Annotated in this window: 19 protein-coding genes; all 19 read right to left on the reverse strand. The window is 57.6% G+C overall.

Translation table 11 applies throughout. From position 1 onward, the window contains the following. Nucleotides 1-128: 128 nt before the first annotated feature. A complete protein-coding gene (locus Q7U39_04610; GenBank protein ID MDO9117217.1) occupies nucleotides 129-1,265 on the reverse strand; it encodes a radical SAM/SPASM domain-containing protein in 1,137 nt (378 codons plus the stop codon). Between the two features lie 13 nt (nucleotides 1,266-1,278). Continuing rightward, complete coding sequence (locus Q7U39_04615; protein MDO9117218.1) at nucleotides 1,279-2,355, reverse strand: CDP-glycerol glycerophosphotransferase family protein; 1,077 nt, start codon at nucleotides 2,353-2,355, stop codon at nucleotides 1,279-1,281. 6 nt (nucleotides 2,356-2,361) lie between these two features. Next, nucleotides 2,362-4,068, reverse strand: a complete 1,707-nt coding sequence (locus tag Q7U39_04620; protein MDO9117219.1) for an ABC transporter ATP-binding protein — start codon at nucleotides 4,066-4,068, stop codon at nucleotides 2,362-2,364. Between the two features lie 202 nt (nucleotides 4,069-4,270). After that, entirely contained in the window at nucleotides 4,271-5,449 is a 1,179-nt protein-coding gene (gene pseC / locus Q7U39_04625; GenBank protein MDO9117220.1) for a UDP-4-amino-4,6-dideoxy-N-acetyl-beta-L-altrosamine transaminase, read from the reverse strand. 2 nt (nucleotides 5,450-5,451) lie between these two features. Further along, nucleotides 5,452-6,450, reverse strand: a complete 999-nt coding sequence (gene pseB / locus Q7U39_04630; GenBank protein ID MDO9117221.1) for a UDP-N-acetylglucosamine 4,6-dehydratase (inverting) — start codon at nucleotides 6,448-6,450, stop codon at nucleotides 5,452-5,454. A 10-nt stretch (nucleotides 6,451-6,460) separates the two neighbouring features. After that, nucleotides 6,461-7,387, reverse strand: coding sequence for an SDR family oxidoreductase (locus Q7U39_04635; protein ID MDO9117222.1), 927 nt, complete (start codon nucleotides 7,385-7,387; stop codon nucleotides 6,461-6,463). A gap of 107 nt (nucleotides 7,388-7,494) precedes the next feature. After that, nucleotides 7,495-8,001: a UpxY family transcription antiterminator gene (locus Q7U39_04640; protein MDO9117223.1), complete on the reverse strand. Its 507-nt coding sequence runs from the start codon at nucleotides 7,999-8,001 to the stop codon at nucleotides 7,495-7,497. Nucleotides 8,002-8,057: 56 nt separating this feature from the next. Further along, nucleotides 8,058-8,645, reverse strand: a complete 588-nt coding sequence (locus tag Q7U39_04645; protein ID MDO9117224.1) for a winged helix-turn-helix transcriptional regulator — start codon at nucleotides 8,643-8,645, stop codon at nucleotides 8,058-8,060. 127 nt (nucleotides 8,646-8,772) lie between these two features. Continuing rightward, nucleotides 8,773-9,792, reverse strand: a complete 1,020-nt coding sequence (locus Q7U39_04650) for a glycosyltransferase family 9 protein (protein MDO9117225.1) — start codon at nucleotides 9,790-9,792, stop codon at nucleotides 8,773-8,775. Beyond that, entirely contained in the window at nucleotides 9,789-10,826 is a 1,038-nt protein-coding gene (locus Q7U39_04655) for a glycosyltransferase family 9 protein (GenBank protein MDO9117226.1), read from the reverse strand. The genes Q7U39_04650 and Q7U39_04655 overlap by 4 nt, the downstream gene beginning before the upstream one ends. A gap of 61 nt (nucleotides 10,827-10,887) precedes the next feature. Next, entirely contained in the window at nucleotides 10,888-12,621 is a 1,734-nt protein-coding gene (gene waaF / locus Q7U39_04660; GenBank protein MDO9117227.1) for a lipopolysaccharide heptosyltransferase II, read from the reverse strand. Further along, a complete protein-coding gene (gene lpxK, locus Q7U39_04665) occupies nucleotides 12,614-13,705 on the reverse strand; it encodes a tetraacyldisaccharide 4'-kinase (GenBank protein MDO9117228.1) in 1,092 nt (363 codons plus the stop codon). The genes waaF and lpxK overlap by 8 nt, the downstream gene beginning before the upstream one ends. 2 nt (nucleotides 13,706-13,707) lie before the next feature. Beyond that, a complete protein-coding gene (locus tag Q7U39_04670) occupies nucleotides 13,708-15,048 on the reverse strand; it encodes a 3-deoxy-D-manno-octulosonic acid transferase (GenBank protein MDO9117229.1) in 1,341 nt (446 codons plus the stop codon). 48 nt (nucleotides 15,049-15,096) lie between these two features. After that, nucleotides 15,097-15,747 (reverse strand): lysophospholipid acyltransferase family protein, encoded by a 651-nt coding sequence (locus Q7U39_04675; GenBank protein MDO9117230.1) that lies wholly within the window; start codon nucleotides 15,745-15,747, stop codon nucleotides 15,097-15,099. A 136-nt stretch (nucleotides 15,748-15,883) separates the two neighbouring features. Next, nucleotides 15,884-17,629 (reverse strand): lipid A export permease/ATP-binding protein MsbA, encoded by a 1,746-nt coding sequence (gene msbA, locus Q7U39_04680; GenBank protein MDO9117231.1) that lies wholly within the window; start codon nucleotides 17,627-17,629, stop codon nucleotides 15,884-15,886. Further along, nucleotides 17,617-18,750: a lipid-A-disaccharide synthase gene (lpxB, locus tag Q7U39_04685; GenBank protein MDO9117232.1), complete on the reverse strand. Its 1,134-nt coding sequence runs from the start codon at nucleotides 18,748-18,750 to the stop codon at nucleotides 17,617-17,619. Before lpxB ends, msbA begins: the two co-directional genes overlap by 13 nt. Nucleotides 18,751-18,829: 79 nt before the next feature. Then, complete coding sequence (locus tag Q7U39_04690) at nucleotides 18,830-19,819, reverse strand: Gfo/Idh/MocA family oxidoreductase (GenBank protein MDO9117233.1); 990 nt, start codon at nucleotides 19,817-19,819, stop codon at nucleotides 18,830-18,832. Beyond that, nucleotides 19,816-20,664 (reverse strand): UDP-2,3-diacylglucosamine diphosphatase LpxI, encoded by an 849-nt coding sequence (gene lpxI, locus Q7U39_04695; GenBank protein MDO9117234.1) that lies wholly within the window; start codon nucleotides 20,662-20,664, stop codon nucleotides 19,816-19,818. The genes Q7U39_04690 and lpxI overlap by 4 nt, the downstream gene beginning before the upstream one ends. After that, the gene (lpxA, locus tag Q7U39_04700; protein ID MDO9117235.1) at nucleotides 20,661-21,476 is read right to left on the reverse strand and encodes an acyl-ACP--UDP-N-acetylglucosamine O-acyltransferase; all 816 of its coding nucleotides are present in this window, start codon (nucleotides 21,474-21,476) and stop codon (nucleotides 20,661-20,663) included. The genes lpxI and lpxA overlap by 4 nt, the downstream gene beginning before the upstream one ends. Nucleotides 21,477-21,484 lie beyond the last annotated feature (8 nt).

The following is a 21,484-nucleotide window of genomic DNA, read 5'->3' on the forward strand; positions in this document are numbered from 1 at the left end:
CAACAGTGCTATGGATGGGAAGCCGGAAGGATAATCTTAAATGTCTATCAAGGGAGATCCCTGAAGAGCTAAATGCCACTTACAAATAGCGACCTACCCCCTGCTTAACTCCCATCGATGAACGTAAATCATGCCCCTTCACCAATTAACCCCTGCTTATACTTCGCGTTGATATTCTCCGGATCAATTTCCTTGTCGCCCACAAGATCGTATAGATCCGTATTCGAAAGTCGCACGGCAACTTCAGGAGGCAAGTTATGCCTGTTGGTATAGACGAGGGCATCAGCATGTGGAAGCAACTGATCGCACTGATCGCAGTATGGGAATAGCCGGAAATTGTTCGTGCGGTGAGCCCACCGGAGAAACCGATACTTTTCACCATTAAGAATGTCAAGAACCGGCTGTTCGAACGCATTCCCGAGCACAATCTGATTGTTATAGTCATAGCAACAGGGAATCACTTCCCCGTCCCATTGGATTTGAAGGGGACCGTTTTCTGGCCGGCCACATGTCGCCTTCAGCTCAACAGCTTGATGTCGCTCACGATAGGATCGACCGTCACCGAAGTTATGGGGCTTCCACATTTCGATGGCATCGGCACGCGGTTCCCAGTAAGCACGAAACGCATCGACATCAGACTCGTTCTCCTTCATCACTAGATAGGAGAGCTCTAACTTTGGTTTCTTTAAACCTCTCTGAGATCGTTCCTCCAAGAATCCCAACAAATTGTTCGTTGCGACATGAAAGTCAAGTCTCTCCATTACGACGTTGTATGTCTCTGGACTCATACCGTAAAAACTGACACGCATTTCATCCAAGCCCGATTCGATCAAGCTCTTGGCCCGGGCGGGTGTAATCAGCGACCCATTCGTAATGATGTAGGTATTGAGATTCTTTGCTTTCGCGTATGAAATTTTCTGTTCAAGCGTCTTGTCAATTAAGGGTTCTCCAAAACCGGTCAATACAATCTTTTTTGCTCCAAGCGAAACAACTTCATCAATGCTGCGCTTATACTTCCCCAAGTCCATAATACCGTGAGGACGGGCATCCTCATGCTGCTCTCGAGGACACATGATGCAGATCGCATTGCAATGGTCGGTCACTTCATAGCGCACCTCTTGGTGTCGCAACGCCGTGAACGGCTGGTCCTCCTTAGCCTCTTTTTCTAAAACCCTTCGGTCATATCCGCTCCATGCGACACTTCCATCCTCTAGAAGATCGCCTTGCCCGAACATCCTCAATTTATCTGAGCCGTTACCGGCCATCGGATTATCCTCCCTATTGATGTGATGCTGACACACACCGATTTATTATCGATGCGATTGCAGGAGCACTCGGCGGCTTCAAACCGTAGCGATCGTCAAATCGTCGCCGAATTTCAGAACGCCCAACGTCATCAAACAACGCGGCTTCCAGCCTCTCATAAATCGAGTCGGACGAACGAAGCAAGAACGCACAGTTTTCACTCGCCCATGGCACTATGTCGTATCCCTTATGGCTCCGTAGATAAGTCATCCCGAGATCGTCGAACAATACAAACAGGGCTGGGGTCCCCAGATAGCTTGCCTCGACTCCCACTGAAGAGAATTGGGTAAGGACAAGATCAGCGGCACAACACAAGCCCCTCGTTTCTATCCATGAAGTCACATCACGCCACGATCTTAATTGAGAAAGCAACGGCGTGTAGGCTCCAGCACTATACAGCTCATCTCGTGGATGGGCCTTGAATATAAATTTGACTTCAAGGGCTTTGAGACTCGAAAGCATCCGTTCCAAGGTCAGAAAGGAATTTTCACCGTCTGGCTGTCCTGCCCAAAGTATTACTGAACCATCTCCGAGATCGAGGCTCGCGCGTGTCGTTTCGCGGAGGTGATCTCGTTCGACCAAACGCAGATGATCGTACCGGGGATTACCCAAGCGGTGAATTCTGTCGACCTCTACACCACGAGACTCATATACCTGCTCCAAACTGTTGCGTTCGACGAACAGCCCATCCAGTCGCGTGCGAGTACGAGCACTGTAGTTGCCGGGAAAGTCTTCTACGACAAACACCGGGACCCCGCACTCTGTGGCAGCCTCTTTCACTAAGTCCTCAAGATTCCCGTCAGAAAGCCCATCCGACGTTCCGCACAGAATCGCCCGCACATCCTTATCGCGCATGAACCCTTGTAGATCACCGTGCGCACACACCACACCATCATGCGTCCAATAGGAGAGCTCCTCCTGTTGACGTGATCGGAGAGAGGGGCCCTCTGCTAAAAAAAAGCATTGCATCGAATCAAGCTCGCGCTCAAGCGGCGCAAGCGAAAGATAGGGCCCTAAATGGACTGCCGCAAATAACAAACCAGGCTTCATCGACTTCTAGGCGAGAGATGATGCCATTAAAAGGCTATAGCGCCCCCTACTTGACATCAACTCATCATGGGTTCCAATTTCGATAATACGACCACCCTCCATAACGATGATGCGGTCTGCGTTTCGGACCGTTGAAACACGATGTGCGATAACAATCATGGTATAGCCATTCTTAAGCTCGTCCATTGCCCGTTGGATCATTGCTTCAGAGACTTCATCCAGTGCGCTGGTCGCCTCATCAAAGATCAAGATCTGAGGACGGCGAACCAACGCTCGTGCGATCGCAATACGCTGGCGCTGTCCTCCCGACAAGGCCATCCCTCTTGCACCCACCACGGTTTCATATCCCTGCGGTAAATCTCGGATGAACTCGTCTACGTGAGCTGCACGACCGGCCGCCTCGACATCGGCATCTGAGCAGCCGGCATGACCAAATCTAATATTCTCAGCTATCGTGTCATTTATAAGAAATGCCTCTTGGCTTACATATCCCACCGTCATCAACCACTCTTTGGAGTCATAGGTAGAAAACTCTTCCCCATCAAGAAAGAGTCGCCCTTCTGTCGGGGCATAAAGACACAACAACAGGTTCATGAGAGTCGTCTTGCCTGATCCAGACTGCCCTACAATGGCGGTGGTTGTGCCTCGCTGAATGGCCAACGTGACTTGCCGAAGCGCATAGTCCGACCGGTTGGGATAACGGAACGAAACGTTGTCAAACGCGAGGCTGTCGGCAAAACACACCGGCTTTCTACCAGACGTGTTCTGTTCCGGGAACTCCTCTTGGAGTGCACGATAGAGCAATTCAACATCGGAAGACTGGCTCGCAAGGCGCAGCTTGTAAGCGCTCATGAGGCTCAGGGCACGTATCATACGATAGACCGCATATGAATATACCGCCATGACGGGAAAGGCGGCGGTGCTTCCGGACTGCCCCATCCCATGTTGAACGCCGGCCAAAACCCCAATAAGAAGGAAGAAAACCCATTCGATCGCCACGCCAGGCACCGATTGCCAGAGTCCATCCCTTACATATAGGATCCGTAAGAAGTCTCCCTCTTTCCTGTAGGAATCCAGCCATCGGCTCCCGTTTCCCCCGGTCATGATTTCCTTGATCCCGGCAAGATACTCCGATACCACGCCGATCTCTCTTGTTAACGCACTTGTGCGCTGACGGCCGACTACATGAGAGACACGCTTTGCCATATGCCGGAGAGCCAGATAGAGAAGCCCTCCGATCACCATCAGCCCCCCCGTTAATTGCCAGCTGATAGTAACCAGGAGTGCGCATATGGCCAGGATTATGACGCCCTGTGACACGAGTGATGAAAGGAGCAGGAGTGTGAGCCCAAGACTTTGGGGCGCCGAGGTTAGCCGATAACTCAACTCCTCGTGACGATGATCGAAAAAATACTGATACGGCGCCCTGAGCAAACGAAGAAATAAATCTTGCTTCACCTCACACACAACCTGTGCGCTTCCAGCAGCAGTAAGATAATCACGACAAAGCGTTGTCACAGCCTTGAGGGTTACCAATGCAACTAGTAAAAACACCGCCCCTAAAACAGGGTCGGACACTGGGGAGACTGTCAAAGCAGCGTGCAGCGCCGAAAGCACCCGTCCACCTGAGTCAGTTGGCTTGGAACCAAGCACCTCCGCAACGAGAGGGAACAGCGCTCCGACGCTCAAAGCCTCAAGCAATGCCGAAGCCACAAGGGCACAGACCAACCACGCGTAGACCCCTTGGTGTCGCTTGAGAAAAAACCGTATCGCTACTGACATCATTCACCCATTTCGCCCAGCCCCCAGACACTCCAAAGGGCAAGACATATCAGAACAGATTCGGCGGGATCCGTACCAGCGCAGGAGTGGACTTGAGAAGGAGGCACGGATTGAACGATACCAAGAACTGAGTTCAGTATAGCAACTCGTTCAAAAGGGAGACCACCGTATCCTGCTGTCTTTCTGTAAGGTCATAGAACAACGGAAGGCTCAAGGCCTGGTGGTAGTAGGACTGGGCATTCGGATAGCGATCCGGGCAGAAACCTAGACGGCGATAATACGGGTGTGCCGGGACCGGCATGTAATGCACCTGACAGACGACCCCTCTCTCTCGAAGCCGCGTCATGAATTCGGCCCGGCTTATCCCTGCGGCGGCAAAATCAATCCGCACCGCATACAAATGGTGGGCGCTCCGGTCCCGTTGGCCGAGCTGGATCGGTTGAATCCGTTTAGAGCCTGCGAAAGCTTCGTCGTAGCGATCCACTAGCTGCCGACGCCGAGCAACAAACTTATCAAGTTTAGCTAATTGTGTAGTCCCCAACGCGCATTGAATATCTGTGATCCGATAATTAAAGCTCAACTCCTGCATCTCATAGTACCAAGGGTTGGGCCGTCCATCTGTGAACGCCGCGTCCCGGTCCAAGAACTCATCCGAGCCCTTATTGATGCCGTGACTGCGAAGACGTAACAGCCTCCTGTACACCTGCTCATCATTCGTCGTGACCATTCCGCCTTCACCGGTGGTGATCGATTTCACAGGATGGAAGGAGAACGTAGTCATAAGCGAGTACGCGCAGGACCCAACCATTCTCCCATCTGAGTAGCGCGAACCAAGAGCATGAGCTGCATCCTCAATGATTACCGCCCCTGCCTTGACTGCGGCCGCGCCTATTGCAGCCATGTCACAAGGGAGCCCTGCGAAATGCACGGGAATGATGACCTTCGCATCAGGATTCTGATTGAGCGTATGCACCAATCCAGATGGGGAGAGATTGATTGTTTCAGGATCCACATCGGAGAATACCGGCCGCGCACCGACATACAACGCAGCATTGGCACTCGCCACAAAAGTAATGGGAGAGGTGACCACCGCAGAAGAAGAACCGACATCAGCCGCGATCGCCGCAAGATGCAGCGCAGCCGTGCCGTTGGAAACCGCAACGGCATAGCGAACTCCTACATATGTAGCGATGGCCTGTTCAAACTCAGCGACTTTAGGCCCTTGAGTGAGGGCCCCACTCCGAAGACATTCCACCACCGCCTGAATATCGGCGTCATCAATGTGTTGCCGGCCGTACGAGATCATGTCCATCGCTAGGGCAACCCCGGCTTCTGTTGATATTCCCTAATCCAGGCCTGCAGGGAGGAGACGGGCATCCATTCTGGATTTGTGTCGGAGGTGTACATGAACCCTTCCGGCACCTTTCGACCATCTTTGATGCGCCTGGGATCATCGCACCAGGCATTCAGCGCAGGCAAGATTTTGTAATAGCTCGAGTATTCATATGTGGAAAATGAATCCTCAGAACTGATCATCTGCTCGTGCAGCTTCTCTCCAGGGCGGATACCGATGATGTCGAACTTCGCCTCCGGTGCAACTGCCTTTGCAATGTCCGTAATCGTCATGGAAGGGATTTTCCTGACATAAATTTCCCCTCCCACCATATCCTCGAACGCATGCCAAACCAACTCGACGGCCTGCTCGAGTGAGATCATGAACCGCGTCATCCGAACATCGGTGATCGGCAACCTCCCAGTTTCAGCGAGCGACATGAAAAACGGGATGACCGATCCGCGCGAGCCCATCACGTTTCCATACCTGACCACGGCAAAGCGTGTGCTCTGCATACCAGAATAGGCATTGCTGGCAACGAATAATTTATCCGATGCCAGCTTGGACGCTCCGTACAAATTCGCCGGGCTGCTGGCCTTGTCGGTGGAAAGCGCAATGACGCCTTTGACTTTCTGATTGATGCAAGCATCGATCACATTCATTGCGCCATCGATGTTGGTCTTGATGCATTCAAACGGATTGTACTCGGCCGTCGGAACAATTTTCGTCGCAGCGGCGTGCACAACGTAGTCGACCCCGCTGAAGGCACGATGCAGGCGATCTTTGTCTCGAACGTCACCGATAAAGAAGCGCACTCTTCGATCATGCTGAAACAACTTGGCCATTTCCCATTGCTTCATCTCGTCGCGGGACAAGATCACAAGACGGGAAGGGTTAAACTTGGCCAAAGTCATGGGAACGAAGGTATGGCCGAATGATCCTGTGCCACCGGTAATGAGAATAGATGCCCCTGTTAACATAGACGTTCCTCTATCCGTCAATTGATTCAAGGATCTCCGAGCGACGCCCCTCTTCTTCCTGTGCCTGCAGCTCCCGTAGATACTCGTGAATCGTCCCTAGCCCATGTCCGAGCACCTGTTGCAACTTACTGCTATCCAGAGACATATCCCGAGGACGCGGGGCCAACAACGTAGCGAGGGAAAGTTGTCCGCGATCGATCAAATTGGTCGGCAGGCTGAAATGATCCGACACCCTCAGTCCAAACTCGTACTTCGAAAGCCGAGTTGCTCCGACCACATTGAAGATGCCCGAGGCGCCCTTCTCGACTAACTCATGCGCGGCCAATGCCAATCGATCAGCCAAAATAGGGGTGAAATAGACATCATCAAAGAGAGTGAGCGGTTTGCCGGCGCGAAGGTTATAAATCAACCAATCGCTGAACGACTGCCGATACCGATGCCCCCAGCCAAAAAAGTTAGTTCGCAAGATCAGACTCTTCGGATATGCGGCTTGGACCCACTCCTCTGCCAGCGCCTTTGATCGGCCATATTCGTTGATCGGCTGCACTGGTTCTTGCTCGGAGTAGCAGGATCTCTCCCCGGCGAACAAGTGATCTGTGGAAATATGAACCAACGCTAGGCTCTTCTTTTCGGTTGCCTCGCCAATATTGCGTGCGATAACGGCATTCGCCTGCCTGGCCAAATCACGGCTCTCTTCACAGCGATCAACACTCGTCAACCCGGCAGTGTGCACCACAAGATCCGGAGAAAGGGAATCAAGTTGGCGCCCTAGCTGCGTAGGATCCTGAAGGTTGAGGCTACAAGCGTTCGTTCCTGCGAGCTGAACGGTATGCTGATGCATCCCGAGGACCACTTCCCATCGATTGCGCATCGCACAAGCCCAGTTGAGCGCAAGCAGACCACTACCTCCTGTCAACAATAATCTTGGCTTCTTCATATTCTAGTCAAGCGCGGCCACACCATACTTGCATGCAAATGGCGCCGAGGCATGTTCGATTCAGCCGACCTGAGCCTCAAATGATTCTTCATGGCATTCCTGATTTCTTACGCCGGCACCACGTCTTGCACATCGATCTCCACCCCTACCGCCTGCTGAATCAAGCGAACACCAATCACCAACCGATGCCGCTTCTCTTTCCTGAGCAACATTCCATGCACACCCTTGAGTGGCCCTCGCACCACCTCCACCATCATGCCTTCATGGAGATATGGATGGGGATCATATGGCAGGACACTGGTCATGAGAGTCTTCAATGCTTCAATCTCTTCATCTGGAATCGGCTCGGGACGGTTTCCGCTTCCCACAACTTCGACCACGCCCGCAACCTTTTGCACAGGAAGCTTATTGTGCTGCGAAAACCGCACGAAGCAATAGCCTGAAAACAGCGGAACTTCGATCTCCTTCTTGCGATCCTTCCACTGACTAAGTCGTTTCACTGTCGGTAGCAACGGCTCAATCCCTTGTTTCTCCAACTGATCTCGCACCAGCTTTTCATGGCGCGACCTGGTACGAAGTGCGTACCACTGGGATTTCGGCGCCGACTCAGACACAGCTTCGCCCTCTCACTTACAGTGAACACAAAAAACTACCTGAGGGTACGGTCTACTCAGGCCGTGGGGCCGAGCGCGAGCACCTTGCCATTCGGAACCTGGTACTGCACCAGCATTTCTCCGTGTTCATGCGACCGATCGAGATCGGCGAGCACCACGGCATCAAACTCCCACTCTTTCAAGACACTCGGATGCGAGACGGGATACGAGAGAAACGTCCCAGCTGTCTCGTCGCTGACAAACCCTACTAACTCCATGTCCATCTCCCGCAACGAGAGGTAGGCCATTTCGGCAAATTCGCTGGTCCCAAAGATCACAATCCGCCGACCTCCCACCACAGTGACCCGCGACAGAACATCGCGCAGCCGGGCGCGCATATCCCGATAGTGCGACAGGGAGTACTGCATGTAGAGGTAGGTAAGCCGGGACTTCTCGGCAAATCCTTGAGGCGTCAGCAGATAACGAATCCGGTGAGATGGGATGGTCGTGACTTTGACGTATCCCTTTCTCGCAAGCCGCTTGAGATACAGATTCGTGAGACCAAGTGCCACACCTAATTTAATAGCGAGGGACCGTTGCGTAATCGCACCGTCCCGCTCTAACTCCGTGAGCAAAATGAGGTCTCGTTGTCCCTGAAGATTCATCTCATTTAGAGGCTCCACTAAAAAACGTTCAGGATATGAACACAATTAGGAGAGGGAGTCAAGAAAGAATTCCACAATAGGTAGGGATATCAACGATCTAGGGGAAGATTGGCCAAGTCGGCGGCGACTAGATATGGTGAATCGTTAACGGCTGGGCGGATCGAACCACGGCACCGAGTCGAGCGGCGATATCCTCAACGGAAAATCGATCGAGACAATCCCAATACGCGCAGGCCTCGCCGATACATTTTTCACAGGTCGGCACATCCGGACGAAGCAGCACGCCCCGACCCAAAGGCTTCCAACGCGTCGGTGAATTGTTTTGGCGCGGATCAAACAGACTCACCGTGGGTACATGCAACGCGGCAGCGAGATGGGCTGGGCCGGTTGCGCCAGATACCACTACATGAGCAGCCCCGATCACCGCCATTAACTCCCGAATGGCGAGTTGCCCCATGAGATTGTTGATCTCGGGGTGGAGGACGATATCGTCCAACGCCTCGCTCTGGAATTGATCGCGTTCGACCTGGCTGCCAGTCAACACCACCGCATACCCTTGCTGCGCCAACGTTTTGGCAAGATCCCGATAATGCGCTGGTCGCCAATGCCTGGCCGACACACCACCGGGATGGATGACGACTCGCGGCAATGCAGCGCCGCCCCATCGTCGACCCCCATCGGCTCGCTCCACCTCGGTGAGTTGAAGCGCAGGCGCCGCCACCGGTAACGGCGTCAGCCGCAGCCCCTTGAGCATCTCCACATTGCAGTCCGACTCATGCTTCTGAAAACTGCTTCGGTGTTCATAGATCCAGCGATTCGCCAACACGCTCTGCCATCGAAAGCCAGTGGCCACGCGAAGCGGAATGCCGGCCCGCCACGCCGCCCACATCAAGCGCCGAAACGGCTTGAGAAAAATGACCGCATCGATCCCGCCGGAAAAAGCTTGCATCATGTCGGGTATCGACGCCTGCAAGGAAACCGTTCGCACATAATCGATATCGGAATGGTGCTCCAAGATCGGCGCCGCCACGGGATTCGCCAGCACCCCGATGCGAACTCCGGGTATCAATTGTCGCAATTGCGTCGCAACAGGAAGCGAGAGCACCAAATCCCCGATCCCGTCGGGACGCACGATCAGTACATTCATCGTGACACCGCACGGCAGGACTGTTGAGACACAACAGCCGCCACGACCTGTTCAGGAGTGATTGATTCGAGACATTCCATCGGCACCGCATTGCGGCAGACGCGACTGAAGCAGGGACGACAAGGCAGATCATGAGTCAAGACGGTATGCCCTGCTCCGTAAGGACCGGTACGCACCGCACTGGTTGGCCCGAAGATCGACACCACCGGCCTCCCCACTGCCGCGGCCACATGCATCGGCCCTGAATCGTTCGTGATCAATATGCAGGCTTTCGACAACAAAGCAGGCAACAATCCAATCGGGGTCTCGCCGGTCAGATCGACCACCGGACAGGCCGTCAGACTCCGCATGAGACCGCTTGCCTCCCGTTCGTCGGGCCCGCCGATCACCACCAGCGGTCCGATGCCGCGCGCCGCCAATTGAGTCGCCACGGCGGCAAACGAGGCGGCCGGCCAGCGTTTCGTCTGCCAGCGCGCTGAAACATTCATGGCCACCCACGGCGCATCCAGATCGATTCCCTTACGCCTGAACAGCTCCCGCAGCGCCGTCACATCTTGAGACAGCAATCGAAACCGAAATTGCGGCTCGTTCTCCACAGGCGCACCGACAGCCGCCGCAATCAGCAGATACCGATCCACCGCGTGCATCTCAGGCGTCGGCACAGCCACACGGTGCGAATACAGCCACGGACTCCCTTCGCGCCCGTGAGCAAATCCCACTCGTTGAGCGCATCCGGTCATCCGGCCCACGAGCGCACTGCGCAAGAGTCCTTGCAGATCGACAACCAGATCAAACCGCTGGGCCCGTAGTGCCATGGCTTGACCAACCCACGACCCCAGACTGGGATCGACCGCCCACACGGCATCGACGCCTTCGATTCGCTGCACGATCTCAGCCCATTGGCGCTTCACCAACCAGGTCAGATGCGCTGACGGCCAGCGCTGTTTGAACGCGGCCACCACCGGCATCGCATGGACGATATCGCCCAGCGAGCTCGGCTTGATCAGAAGAATCCGTTGAGGCTCAGCCGTCATCGACGCACCGCGTGGCTAGCGGGACATGCGAGACCGGCGTGCCGCGCACAATCCATAAATCTCACGAGTGTTGCCCCTCTCGCGTTTCCAGCTCGTCTTGCCCTTTCCCGCTCTTCGCTGCATCGGCCAAAATCCACGTCACAGCCTCATCCAGCGACGATGCGACCACTGCCGCATCATTGCCGGACTCGGACGGGGCCCCTGCTCCATGCTCGCTGGTTGTCACCCACACGCGCTTCACACCCACCCGTTTGGCCAACTCCATATCTTTGGCATGGTCCCCGATGAGATAGGATCGGGACAGATCGATCCCCAGTTCACGCACCGCCTGGTCAACCATCCCCGTCTCAGGCTTCCGGCAGCGACAACGATCGTCCGGATGATGCGGACACACATAGATCGCATCCAATGATGCCCCGGCGTCATGCAACAATCGACGAAGCTTCGCATGAATTGCATCAAGGCTAGCGGAAGAAAATAACCCGCGGCCGACTCCCGATTGATTCGTCACCACCACCAGTCGAGCGCCCGCGCGCGTCAGTCTGGCGAGCGCCGCGGCAACACCGGGAAACAATTCGAACTGGTCAGGGGACCCGATGTACCCGGGATCCGGATTCAGCGTCCCGTCACGATCCAAGAAGACGGTAACACCAGCAAGACAGACTGCCAGGGCTGCAGGCTGACAGACGTCCGAAGCCTGGCCATCAGACGAATCATTTGTCAGATTGGACCTCGTCTGCTTGTCAGCTTGTAATTGTTTCACTGCTGCCTGCGTGACCATCTCCACCGTCACCCCGGTCATACAGCGATGATCAATGGGGCACTCCCGCAACAGACAGGGCGCGCAATCGACCGGCTGCCGGACAATCGACGCCTCCTGCCTGTATGGCGCCGTGGTTTTCCAATCGGTGGGACCGAACACGGCCACCACCGGCACCGCAAACGCCGCCGCCAGGTGCATCGGCCCGGTATCGTTGGTCAGTAAAATACTGCAGCGTTTGGTCGCCGCCATCAGTTCCCGAATATTCGTCCGCCCCGACAGCACGGCTGACCGTACCGTGAGGCGATCTGCCACCGAATGGCCCAACACCTCTTCGCCCTTCGCCCCGAGAATCACCACGGAGACCGGCCGCCCCCGTTGCTGTTCGATCTGGCGACAGACCCGCAGCGCAGCCTCCGCATATCGTTCCGGTAGCCATCGCTTCGCGCCGCCGTAGGTTGAACCAGGATTCACGCCGACAACCAGATCGTCCGGCCCTATGCCAAGATCCCTCAACCGTTCATCCATCGCACGCGTTTCGTTCTCCGAGACCGCCAACGCTGGGACAGACGGCAAACCGTTCACACCGAGCGGTTTCAACAGGTCCCAATAGTAGTGGACTTGATGCACGAGCGTGGCGCGGTCTGGCCGCGCGACGGGATCGGTCAGCAAAAACGCGCGGCCGTCGGTGACATACCCGTAACGGCGGCGGATACCGGCAAGCCACGTGATCAGCGCCGCTTCAAAGGCATTCTGGAACAACACCGCCAGATCAAACTGATGCCGGCGCAGCAGACCCGCCAGCGCCCATTTCCCTGACAGCCCCGCATGAATCCCTCGATCATCGTAGACCAACCGGCGATCGATGCCCGGATAGGCAATGAACAGCTCGGCAATGGCCGGCTTCGCCAGCAACGTGACCTCCGCGCTGGGAAAGCGCGCGCGCAGCCCGCGCAAAGCCGGCTCGCACATCACCGCATCGCCGATCCAATTCGGCGCCCGCACCAGAATTCGCGAGGGCGATTCGTTACGCACGCACGTCTCCCTGGGACTTTGACGCATCCGAGACATCGGACAACAAGCGATGGAGCGCATCCTGCCCGCGCCTGACATCGGCCCGCAGCCGCACGGCCCACCAGGAATCCTCAGGCCTCAACAGTGGCGCGAGTTTCCCGGCATCCTTTTCGGTCGTGAGCACCATCTCGACGTTAGATCGTGTTGCCTGAAGACGCAGACGATCAACGTCTTCGCTCCGATACACGTAATGGTCTGCGAACGCGGTCTCGCCACATACCTGTAGCCCATTCTCCATCGCCAACCGGCGGAAGGACTCGCTGTTGCCGATCCCGCTGACCAGCCAGGCCTTCTTTCCCACACACCAGTCTGCCGCATGCCGCACGCCGGTCGTGACCGACACCACTTCGTCCGGCCTGAAGATCACCTCTGCCTGGACCGGGTGTCCTGTCATGGCCGCCTGCAATCGGGCGTGCACGGCGGCCACATCCCGCTCGGAGTCGGCCCGGGTGATGACGACCGCGTCCGCACGTCCGAGTCCGGCCAACGGCTCACGGAGGCGCCCGGCCGGCAATAAGCCATCCAATCCTGTCGCATCCATCGCATCAATCAATACCACATCAAGGTCACGGTACAGGGCGCGATGCTGAAAGGCATCGTCGAGCACGATCCAGTCCACCGGCCATCGGTCGAGCAGCCATCGTCCGACCGTTGCGCGATCCGCCCCGACTGCGACAATGGCCTTGGGACAGCGGTTTGCAATGAGATAGGGCTCATCGCCGGCCTCTGCCGGACCGACCAAGACTCGCTCCCCGTCCGACACCAATACCTGCGCCGCCGTCGACGTCCGCTTGTAGCCTCGACTCAGCACCGCGACCCGGTGCCCCTGCGCCTGCAGCCACTCCGTCAACAGAATCACCATCGGGGTTTTCCCCGTTCCGCCGACCGTCAGGTTTCCGACACTCATCACTCGGCAGGGCAATCGTGCCGGCTTCTGCCATCCTTGATCATACGCCCACATCCTGGCGCGAACCGCCAGTCCGTACAGAAAGGCTGGGCCGCCCAGCCAGGAACGAATCGGATCGCCGGGACGCAGGAATGCCACGTTCACGGCCTCGCAATCACCGGCTGCGGTCCAGAACCGACAGACCGGAAAGAAGAAGACTGCGCCTGAGAGATACAGGCTTCGATCAACTCCACACTCCGCCGCAACGCCCCCTGATTATCCGACACGGTCCGGCGTGCGGCCGCCCCGACCTGGCGACGGGCCGACGAATCCTCCAGCCACGCGCAAACCGTGCGCGCAAGATCGTCCGCACCGGATACTCGAACGGCACCGCCGGATTCCAAAAGGAGCGTCGCGATTTCCGCACAGTGGTCCGTATAGGGACCAAAGAGGACCGGCTTTCCCCAGACGGCCGGCTCCAGCAAATTATGCCCGCCCACGGGAATCAGGGTGCCGCCGACAAAGGCCACTGTCGCCTCATGATAGGCCCGGGCCAATTCACCGCGCGTATCGAGAATGATGACTCGCGCCCCGGATCCAACTGATTCAAGCCGGCTCTTGCGCTGCACCGGCAAACCCGCCCCCTGAACCATCGTCACGACATCGGCGGCCCGCTCGATATGGCGCGGGGCAAGCATGAGAACGGTATGAGGATGGGTGACGACGATCTGCCGATAGGCCGCAACCAGCGCCTCCTCCTCGCCCGCATGCGTGCTCCCGGCGAGAACGAGTGACTCGCCTTCCCGCAGGCCCAACTCAGTACGCAACGACGTATCGGCCGCCATCATCGGTAGAGGCTGATCGAACTTGATGTTGCCGGTCCTATGGACCCGTTCGGCGTCGGCCCCCAGGGCCACGATCCGCTGCACATCACGCTCCGACTGCATGAGACAGAGCGTGAGCGACCGCAGCACCGAGCGATAGAATGAAATGAGCCCGGCGATATGCTGCCGGGCAAACGACCGCGACGACAACCGTCCATTCACCATGACAGTCGGCACCTGCCGGTCCCGCAAGGTCCATAAGAGATTCGGCCAGAGTTCGGTCTCGACAAACGCATAGAGTACCGGCTGCCACTGTACGATCGCACGGGACACGGCCCAGGGAACGTCGAGCGGGGCGTAGCGATGTTCGGCAATCCCGGCCAATCGTTGTTCAACAGCCTCGCGCCCCGTTTCCGTTACCGTCGAGACGATCAGCCGGTGATCGGGATGGTTGCGATGCAGTTCTTTCACCAATGGCGTGACCGCCACCACTTCACCCAGCGAGACGGCATGAATCCAGATCAGGGGGCGCCGCTCACCGGATGGCTCCAGAACCGGCCTGATGCGCAACCCGAACCGGTCGAGCAAACCCCTCCGGCACCGCTTTTTGGCGAGCAGAATGCAAAGGATGATCGGCGTAGCCAGTATAAGAAGAATGTTGTAGAGCAGTCGCCACATGGGTTGGCTAGGATGCGACCTCCGCTTCAGCCTCAGCCGTCAGCCGGTTTAAGGTCGATTCCAATTCGACACGAGCGGCCTCAAGCGCGGCGTCATCTGCCTCACGCGACACCCAGATCGGGGTTCCCCAGAGAAAGGCACCGCGTGAAAACGGATACGGGACCATGAAGCGATCCCAGCTCGAGAAGAGTTTTTTTTTGAGCAGGCGAAGCCGAGAGGGACAATCGGGAGCCCCGTGGCTTTCGCCAATTGAATGACGCCTAACTTGGCCACCTGCCGCGGGCCCTTGGGACCATCCGGCGTCACGACGACATCTTTGCCCGACCGCCCCAGCTTAATGAGCGAGCGCAGCGCCCCGGCGCCGCCGCGGGTACTCGACCCGCGCACGGCCTCATGACCGAACCGGGCGATGATGCGGGCGATGATTTCTCCGTCGCCATGCTGACTGATCAGCACATGCGATCCAGGCCCGCGATACCCGAAGGGAATCATCAGCTGTTGGGCATGCCAGAAGGCCAGAATGATGGACCGCTTCTCTCGATACAACGCATCCACCGGCTCATAGCCGCGCTGCTCAAGCCGCATACTTCCCTTGATTCCACGGATGACCAGAGCTCCGAGCGGAGGCAGCAGAGAAAACTTGACCCACTTTTCGATCTGCTTTTTTATCGGAACTTTTGTGACGTCGTTACTATTCATCGTCGATCCCCGACAGAATGCTCAAAATGGCTGTTCAGCAAGGCCGCAGCGAGTGAAGGACCGAGGCGCACCCTCGAGGTACGTTGAGGGTCTGAACGATGCGAGAACGCCACTGACGGACATTTTCAGCATCCTGTTACACATTGGTCACATCCTGGAACTGCATCGCATGCAATCGCTGATAGAGGCCGTTGTGCCGCAAGAGCTCTTCGTGCGTGCCGATCTCAGCAACCCGGCCGCGATCCAATACCACTATCCTGGTGGCATTCTGCACGGTCGAGAGCCGATGAGCAATCACCACCGTCGTGCGGTTCTTCATCAAGTTCGCCAACGCCAGCTGCACGATGCGCTCGGACTCCGTGTCGAGCGCGGACGTCGCCTCATCCAGAATCAGCAGCGGAGGATCGCGCAAAATCGCCCGGGCAATGGCCACGCGCTGACGCTCTCCACCCGACAACTTGACACCCCGTTCGCCGATCGTCGTCTGATAGCCCTCAGGCAGCCGGGAGATAAAGTCATGCGCGTAGGCCTGCTTGGCAGCCTGCTCGATGTCCATCGGGCTCGCGCCCGGACGCCCGAAGGCGATATTGCTGGCGACTGTGTCGTCGAACAGCACCACATCCTGCGAAACGATGCCGATCTGCGTGCGCAACGACGCGAGGGTATAAGACTCTAACGGAGCGCCATCGAGGAGAATCTGTCCGCTCGTCGGCTGATAAAATCTCGGCAACAGACTCACCAGCGTGGACTTTCCGCTGCCGCTGCTTCCGACCAACGCCACCATTTCGCCGGCATGGATGGCCAGATCAACTCCCGTCAAGGCCGGCGTCGTCTGCCCGTTGTAGCTGAGCGACACCCCGCGCAACTCGATCTGGTCCGAGACCCCCTGACAAACGAGCGTGCCTCGGTCCTGCGCCTGCTCTGTCTCCAGGTCGAGTACTTCGAAGACCCGCTCCGAGGCGGACAAGGCTTGCTGAATCAAATTGTTCGCCCCGGCCAATTTTCGAATCGGCGTGTAGGCCATGAACATCGCCGTCAGAAACGAAAAGAAGGCGCCCGGCGTCATACTGCCATGAAGCACCAGATAGCCGCCGTACCAGATAATCACGGCCACGCCGACCACGCCGATCACTTCCATATGGGACGACCCGATCGACCACACTTGATTGGCCTTCAGCGTCGTACTCAAGAAGGCCCGATTGCTCAGCTCGAATCGGGCGGCCTCCGCCTCTTCGCGACGGAAGGCCTTGACCATCCGGATCCCGGAGAGGGTTTCCTGCACCGTCGAGGACATGTCCCCCATCCGCTCCTGCCCGCTGGTCGCCAATGCCCGCAGGCGCCGACCCATCCGGGACATCGTGAGAACGGCGAGCGGAATGACAATGATCGACAATCCCGCCAGCTGCCAGTTTTGATAGACGATGACGCCGAGCATCACGATAAACGTCAAGGCGTGCTGAAAAATATCTTTCAGGACATTGGAGACGGCATTCGCCATCAGGCCCACATCGTTGACCACACGGGAGACCAAGCGGCCCGACGTATTGGCGTCATGATAGCCGACCGGCAACCGCATCAGATGGAGAAACAGCGCCTGGCGAATGTCGGCGATCACCCGATTGCCGACGTAGTTCATGAGATAGGTCTGTCCGTAGCTGAAGAAGGCTTTGACGATCGACACCGCCAGGAGCGCAAGCGGGAGCACCACTAAGAGCGACTCGTTCTTCTCGATGAAAATCCCGTCCAGCACCGGCTTGACCAACCAGGCATAGACGCCGGACAACGCCGCCACCATGCCGGAACAGACAATCGCCGCGACAAACCGGCCCCGATAGGGCCGGACATATTTCAATAACCGAAGAAATCGGTCTACGCTCGACATGCGTTCAACACCACCTGGGCTGCTCTACGGGAAGCGCCGGGCTCCCCGAGGCTCGCTTTCACCGCCTGTAGACTTCGCTTCATCTCATCATACGCGGCAGGGTCATCCAGCAACCGCCGGGCTTCATGATACACCCTTGCGCCCGTGGCTTCATGTTGAATCAACTCCGTCACCACCGTCCGCCCGGCGACCAGATTGACCAGACCGATCCACTTCACTCGAATCAGCAACCGGGCCAAACGATAGGTCAACCAGGAATGCGCCTGATAGAGCAGCACCATCGGCGTTCCGACGACCGCGGCCTGCAGCGTCGCAGTCCCCGACGCCACGAAGAGCAGATCCGCGGCCGCCATGACCTCGCTCGCCTGTTCCGCGACCACCTTCACCGGGGCCGAGCTTTTCTGCAGCAACGGCTGAATGAGATCATCGGCAATCGTCGAGGCCTGCGCCATGAGAAATTGCGTCGTCGGGTCGTCGCGCAGCAAACGCTCCGCCGCTTCCAAAAGAATCGGGAGATGCAGGCGCACCTCAGCCGACCGGCTTCCCGGCAAGAGCGCGATGACCCGGCCGCTCCGCTGCAACCCGAAGTGTTCGCGCAGCTTCGCCTGATCATAGTGCGGAGCCACGGCATCCAGAAGCGGATGGCCGACAAAGGTACAGGGCAAGCCGACCTTCCGATACAGCTCCGGTTCGAACGGAAGAATCACCATCACCTGATCGACACGCTGTTGAATATATTTCATCCGGCCCGGCCGCCAGGCCCAGATCTGCGGCGCGATATAATAGATCACCCGCAGCCCGGCCGATTTGGCAAACCAGGCGTAGCGCAGATTGAGCCCGGGATTGTCGATGAAGACCACGGCATCCCACCGCTCGGACCGGAGCAGCCGGCGCATGGCGGCAAATCGTCGGATGATCGCGCGCAGGGCCGAGAACCCGACGATCCCCATCACATCGAGATGCCCGAACCCTTCCACCAGCTGCACGCCGGCGGACTTCATGGCCGCCCCGCCGACGCCCACTAATCGGACAGTGGGATCGAGTTCCTGAAGCGCCCGGGCCAGGTTGGCGCCATGCAGATCACCGGAAGCCTCTCCGGCTACGATCAAAATCCGCGACATCGACAGTCTCTCAGGTTGAAGGTCAGGTTACGCTGAACTGTCCGCGCCGGAAGGACCATTGGACCGACGACGCTGGCCGTCACCGTTCGGGCTGGGATTGCACACGCCCCGTATACTCAGCAATCGCAGCGAGAACCAGATGCGCCACATCCAGTGCCGCGGCCCCGTCCTCACCGGAGACCTCGGGCCGCGTTCCGGTGTGGATGGCCTGCACAAAGGACTCCAGCTGAAGCTTGAGCGGCTCGTCAGCGTTCCCCTGAAATGTTTCGGTATCGAGTTCAGGCGGTGCACCGGGCACGATGCGACGCCGTGAGATCACCGCCTGCCGGGTTTGAAAATCGATCGAGAGATACTGTTCCCGCTGAAACAGCCGCAACCGGCGCATCTTGTTCGTCGACACCCGACTCGCGGTGAGATTCGCCACACAGCCGCCACGGAACTGAATGCGGGCCTGGGCAATATCGATCGTCGGAGAGAGCACCGCGACGCCGGACGCACGCACCTCTTCGACCGGACCGGGATTGAACGAGAGCACGAGATCCAGGTCATGAATCATCAGATCCAACACCACGTCGACATCCGTCCCGCGCGGGCTGTAACTACTCTGTCGATGGCCCTCGATAAAGACCGGGCGCTTAATGTACGTCCGCATGGTCCGCATGATGGGATTGAAGCGTTCACTATGACCGACTTGCAACCGGCAACCCTTCGCCTTGGCGAGCGCCACCAGTTCATGCGCCTCGGCCGGCTGCACGGCAATCGGCTTCTCGACCAACACGTGTTTGCCGGCTTCGAGACACCGCTTGGCCACGGCATAGTGAGAGGACGTGGGCACGGCCACGCTGACCAGATCGACCGCTTTCAATAGTTCTTCGGGGCTGCGGTAGAACTGGGCGGCATGCCGTCCGGCGATTTCTTGCCCGCGCTCAGGACTCTGATCCGTGACGCCGACGAGTGTCACGCCGGGGATGGATGCATAGAGGCGCGCATGATGCTGCCCCAAATGTCCGACCCCGATAACGCCTGCCCGCAAATCCTTCACTGAGCGAGTATCCTCTCGTTCACTTATGTTTTGATCGGTTCAAGATGCTTGATCCCGACCACTGCAATGCCGGCCTGACGCGCCTTCTCCAAGAGCAGGTCCCGATCGAGCATCACGGTTCGCCCGGCTTCCACGGCTAAGACCGTGGCATTCACCGAGGCCATCACCTCGATCGTTCGCGGCCCGATAGCCGGCAAATCGAATCGGAGATCCTGTTGCGGCTTGCACCGTTTTACGACAACCGCGCCCTCTTTCGCCAATTCCCCGCCCCGCTTGATCGCGCCATCGGTCCCTTCGACCGCTTCGACGGCCACCACGACTTTGTCTTTGATCACGACACATTGTCCGATATCGAGACGCCCCATTTCATAGGCCATTTCCCAGCCGTATCGAATATTCTCCCACTCTTTTTTGGACGGCTCGCGAGAGGCAAGCGTTCCTTCTTCGACGAGGATGCCTTCAAGACCGAAGGTGGACTCGCAAATCGTAATCCCTTCCCGCTCGATCTCCGCCGCAATTTCCCTGAGAATGTCGTCGTCCCGCCAGAGCGCGACCCGCGCGAACAAGGCCAGCGCCCGCAGATCCGGCCGCACCGTGGTAAACACATGCGTCTTTTTGACGCCGCCCAACATGACCACGCGCTTCACGTTATCGCTCTTGAAGGCATTGATCAGCTTGTTCAGCTGCCCGATCTTCACCCAGTGGATGCTATCGACATGCTGCTCAAGTTCAGGCTCCGCCTCTCCCACATGGGCGACGGCCGACACAAAGTACCCCAATTTCTTGGCATTGTCGGCAAAGATAATCGGAAATCGCCCGTTCCCGGCGATCAGTCCGATCCGTTTGTCTTCGGCGGGCATTGAGGTGGTCACGCGGATTCATCCTCATCGCCCTGGTCCTTCCCGATCGAACGGGAAATTCCACGCTTGGTGGCTTCCATGAAGGTCAGGATCTGGGCGACATCCGCCTGATCCTTGAACTCCGCCCTAGCCAGCTTGATCGCTTCGGCGGATCGATGGCCCTCGCGGAACAGGAGGTCGTAGGCCTTCTTCAACACTGAGATCCGCTCGCCGGAAAATCCGTGACGGCGCAACCCGATCGAGTTCAATCCGTAGAGTTTGGATCGATACCCGCCGGCGGCCCGCGTAAACGGCGGCACATCCTGGACGACGCCGCAACAGCCTCCCACCATGGCATAGGCTCCGATGCGCACGAACTGATGCACGCCCGTCAACCCGCCGATGATGGCATGATCGCCGATGGTGATATGTCCCGCCAGGCTGGCGGCATTCGCCAGAATCAGGTGATTCCCCAACCGGCAATCGTGGGCGACATGCACATAGGCCATCAGGAAATTTTTACTGCCGACGGAGGTGAGCCCTCCGCCTTGCACCGTGGCCCGATTGACCGTGACATATTCCCGCAGAATATTGTCGTCGCCGATGACCACCTTCGTCGGTTCACCTTTGTAGCCCAAGTGCTGGGGCGGGCCGCCGATGGACGAGAAGGGATGCACTTCGTTCCGCTCGCCGATCTCGGTCCACCCGTCGACCGTCACGTGGGAGAGCAGCTTGGTGCCCTTCCCGATCGAGACATGCTCGCCGATCAGACAGAACGGTCCGACAACGACATCGTCCGCCAATTTCGCACCCGGATGAACTATTGCTGTCGCATGAATCTGCACGCCAGACC

The sequence above is a fragment of the Nitrospira sp. genome, assembly GCA_030653545.1.
Taxonomy (GTDB): Bacteria; Nitrospirota; Nitrospiria; order Nitrospirales; family Nitrospiraceae; genus Nitrospira_D.

Bases quoted from the DNA above. Each gene is read 5' to 3' on its own strand.
- Q7U39_04645 (MDO9117224.1), bottom strand. From the start codon at position 8,645: ATGAATCTTCAGGGACAACGAGACCTCATTTTGCTCACGGAGTTAGAG.
- Q7U39_04675 (MDO9117230.1), bottom strand. From the start codon at position 15,747: ATGAATAGTAACGACGTCACAAAAGTTCCGATAAAAAAGCAGATCGAA.
- Q7U39_04635 (MDO9117222.1), bottom strand. From the start codon at position 7,387: ATGAAGAAGCCAAGATTATTGTTGACAGGAGGTAGTGGTCTGCTTGCG.
- Q7U39_04615 (MDO9117218.1), bottom strand. From the start codon at position 2,355: ATGAAGCCTGGTTTGTTATTTGCGGCAGTCCATTTAGGGCCCTATCTT.
- Q7U39_04650 (MDO9117225.1), bottom strand. From the start codon at position 9,792: ATGAATGTACTGATCGTGCGTCCCGACGGGATCGGGGATTTGGTGCTC.
- pseC (MDO9117220.1), bottom strand. From the start codon at position 5,449: ATGGACATGATCTCGTACGGCCGGCAACACATTGATGACGCCGATATT.
- Q7U39_04670 (MDO9117229.1), bottom strand. From the start codon at position 15,048: ATGTGGCGACTGCTCTACAACATTCTTCTTATACTGGCTACGCCGATC.
- msbA (MDO9117231.1), bottom strand. From the start codon at position 17,629: ATGTCGAGCGTAGACCGATTTCTTCGGTTATTGAAATATGTCCGGCCC.
- Q7U39_04610 (MDO9117217.1), bottom strand. From the start codon at position 1,265: ATGGCCGGTAACGGCTCAGATAAATTGAGGATGTTCGGGCAAGGCGAT.
- pseB (MDO9117221.1), bottom strand. From the start codon at position 6,450: ATGTTAACAGGGGCATCTATTCTCATTACCGGTGGCACAGGATCATTC.
- lpxB (MDO9117232.1), bottom strand. From the start codon at position 18,750: ATGTCGCGGATTTTGATCGTAGCCGGAGAGGCTTCCGGTGATCTGCAT.
- Q7U39_04655 (MDO9117226.1), bottom strand. From the start codon at position 10,826: ATGACGGCTGAGCCTCAACGGATTCTTCTGATCAAGCCGAGCTCGCTG.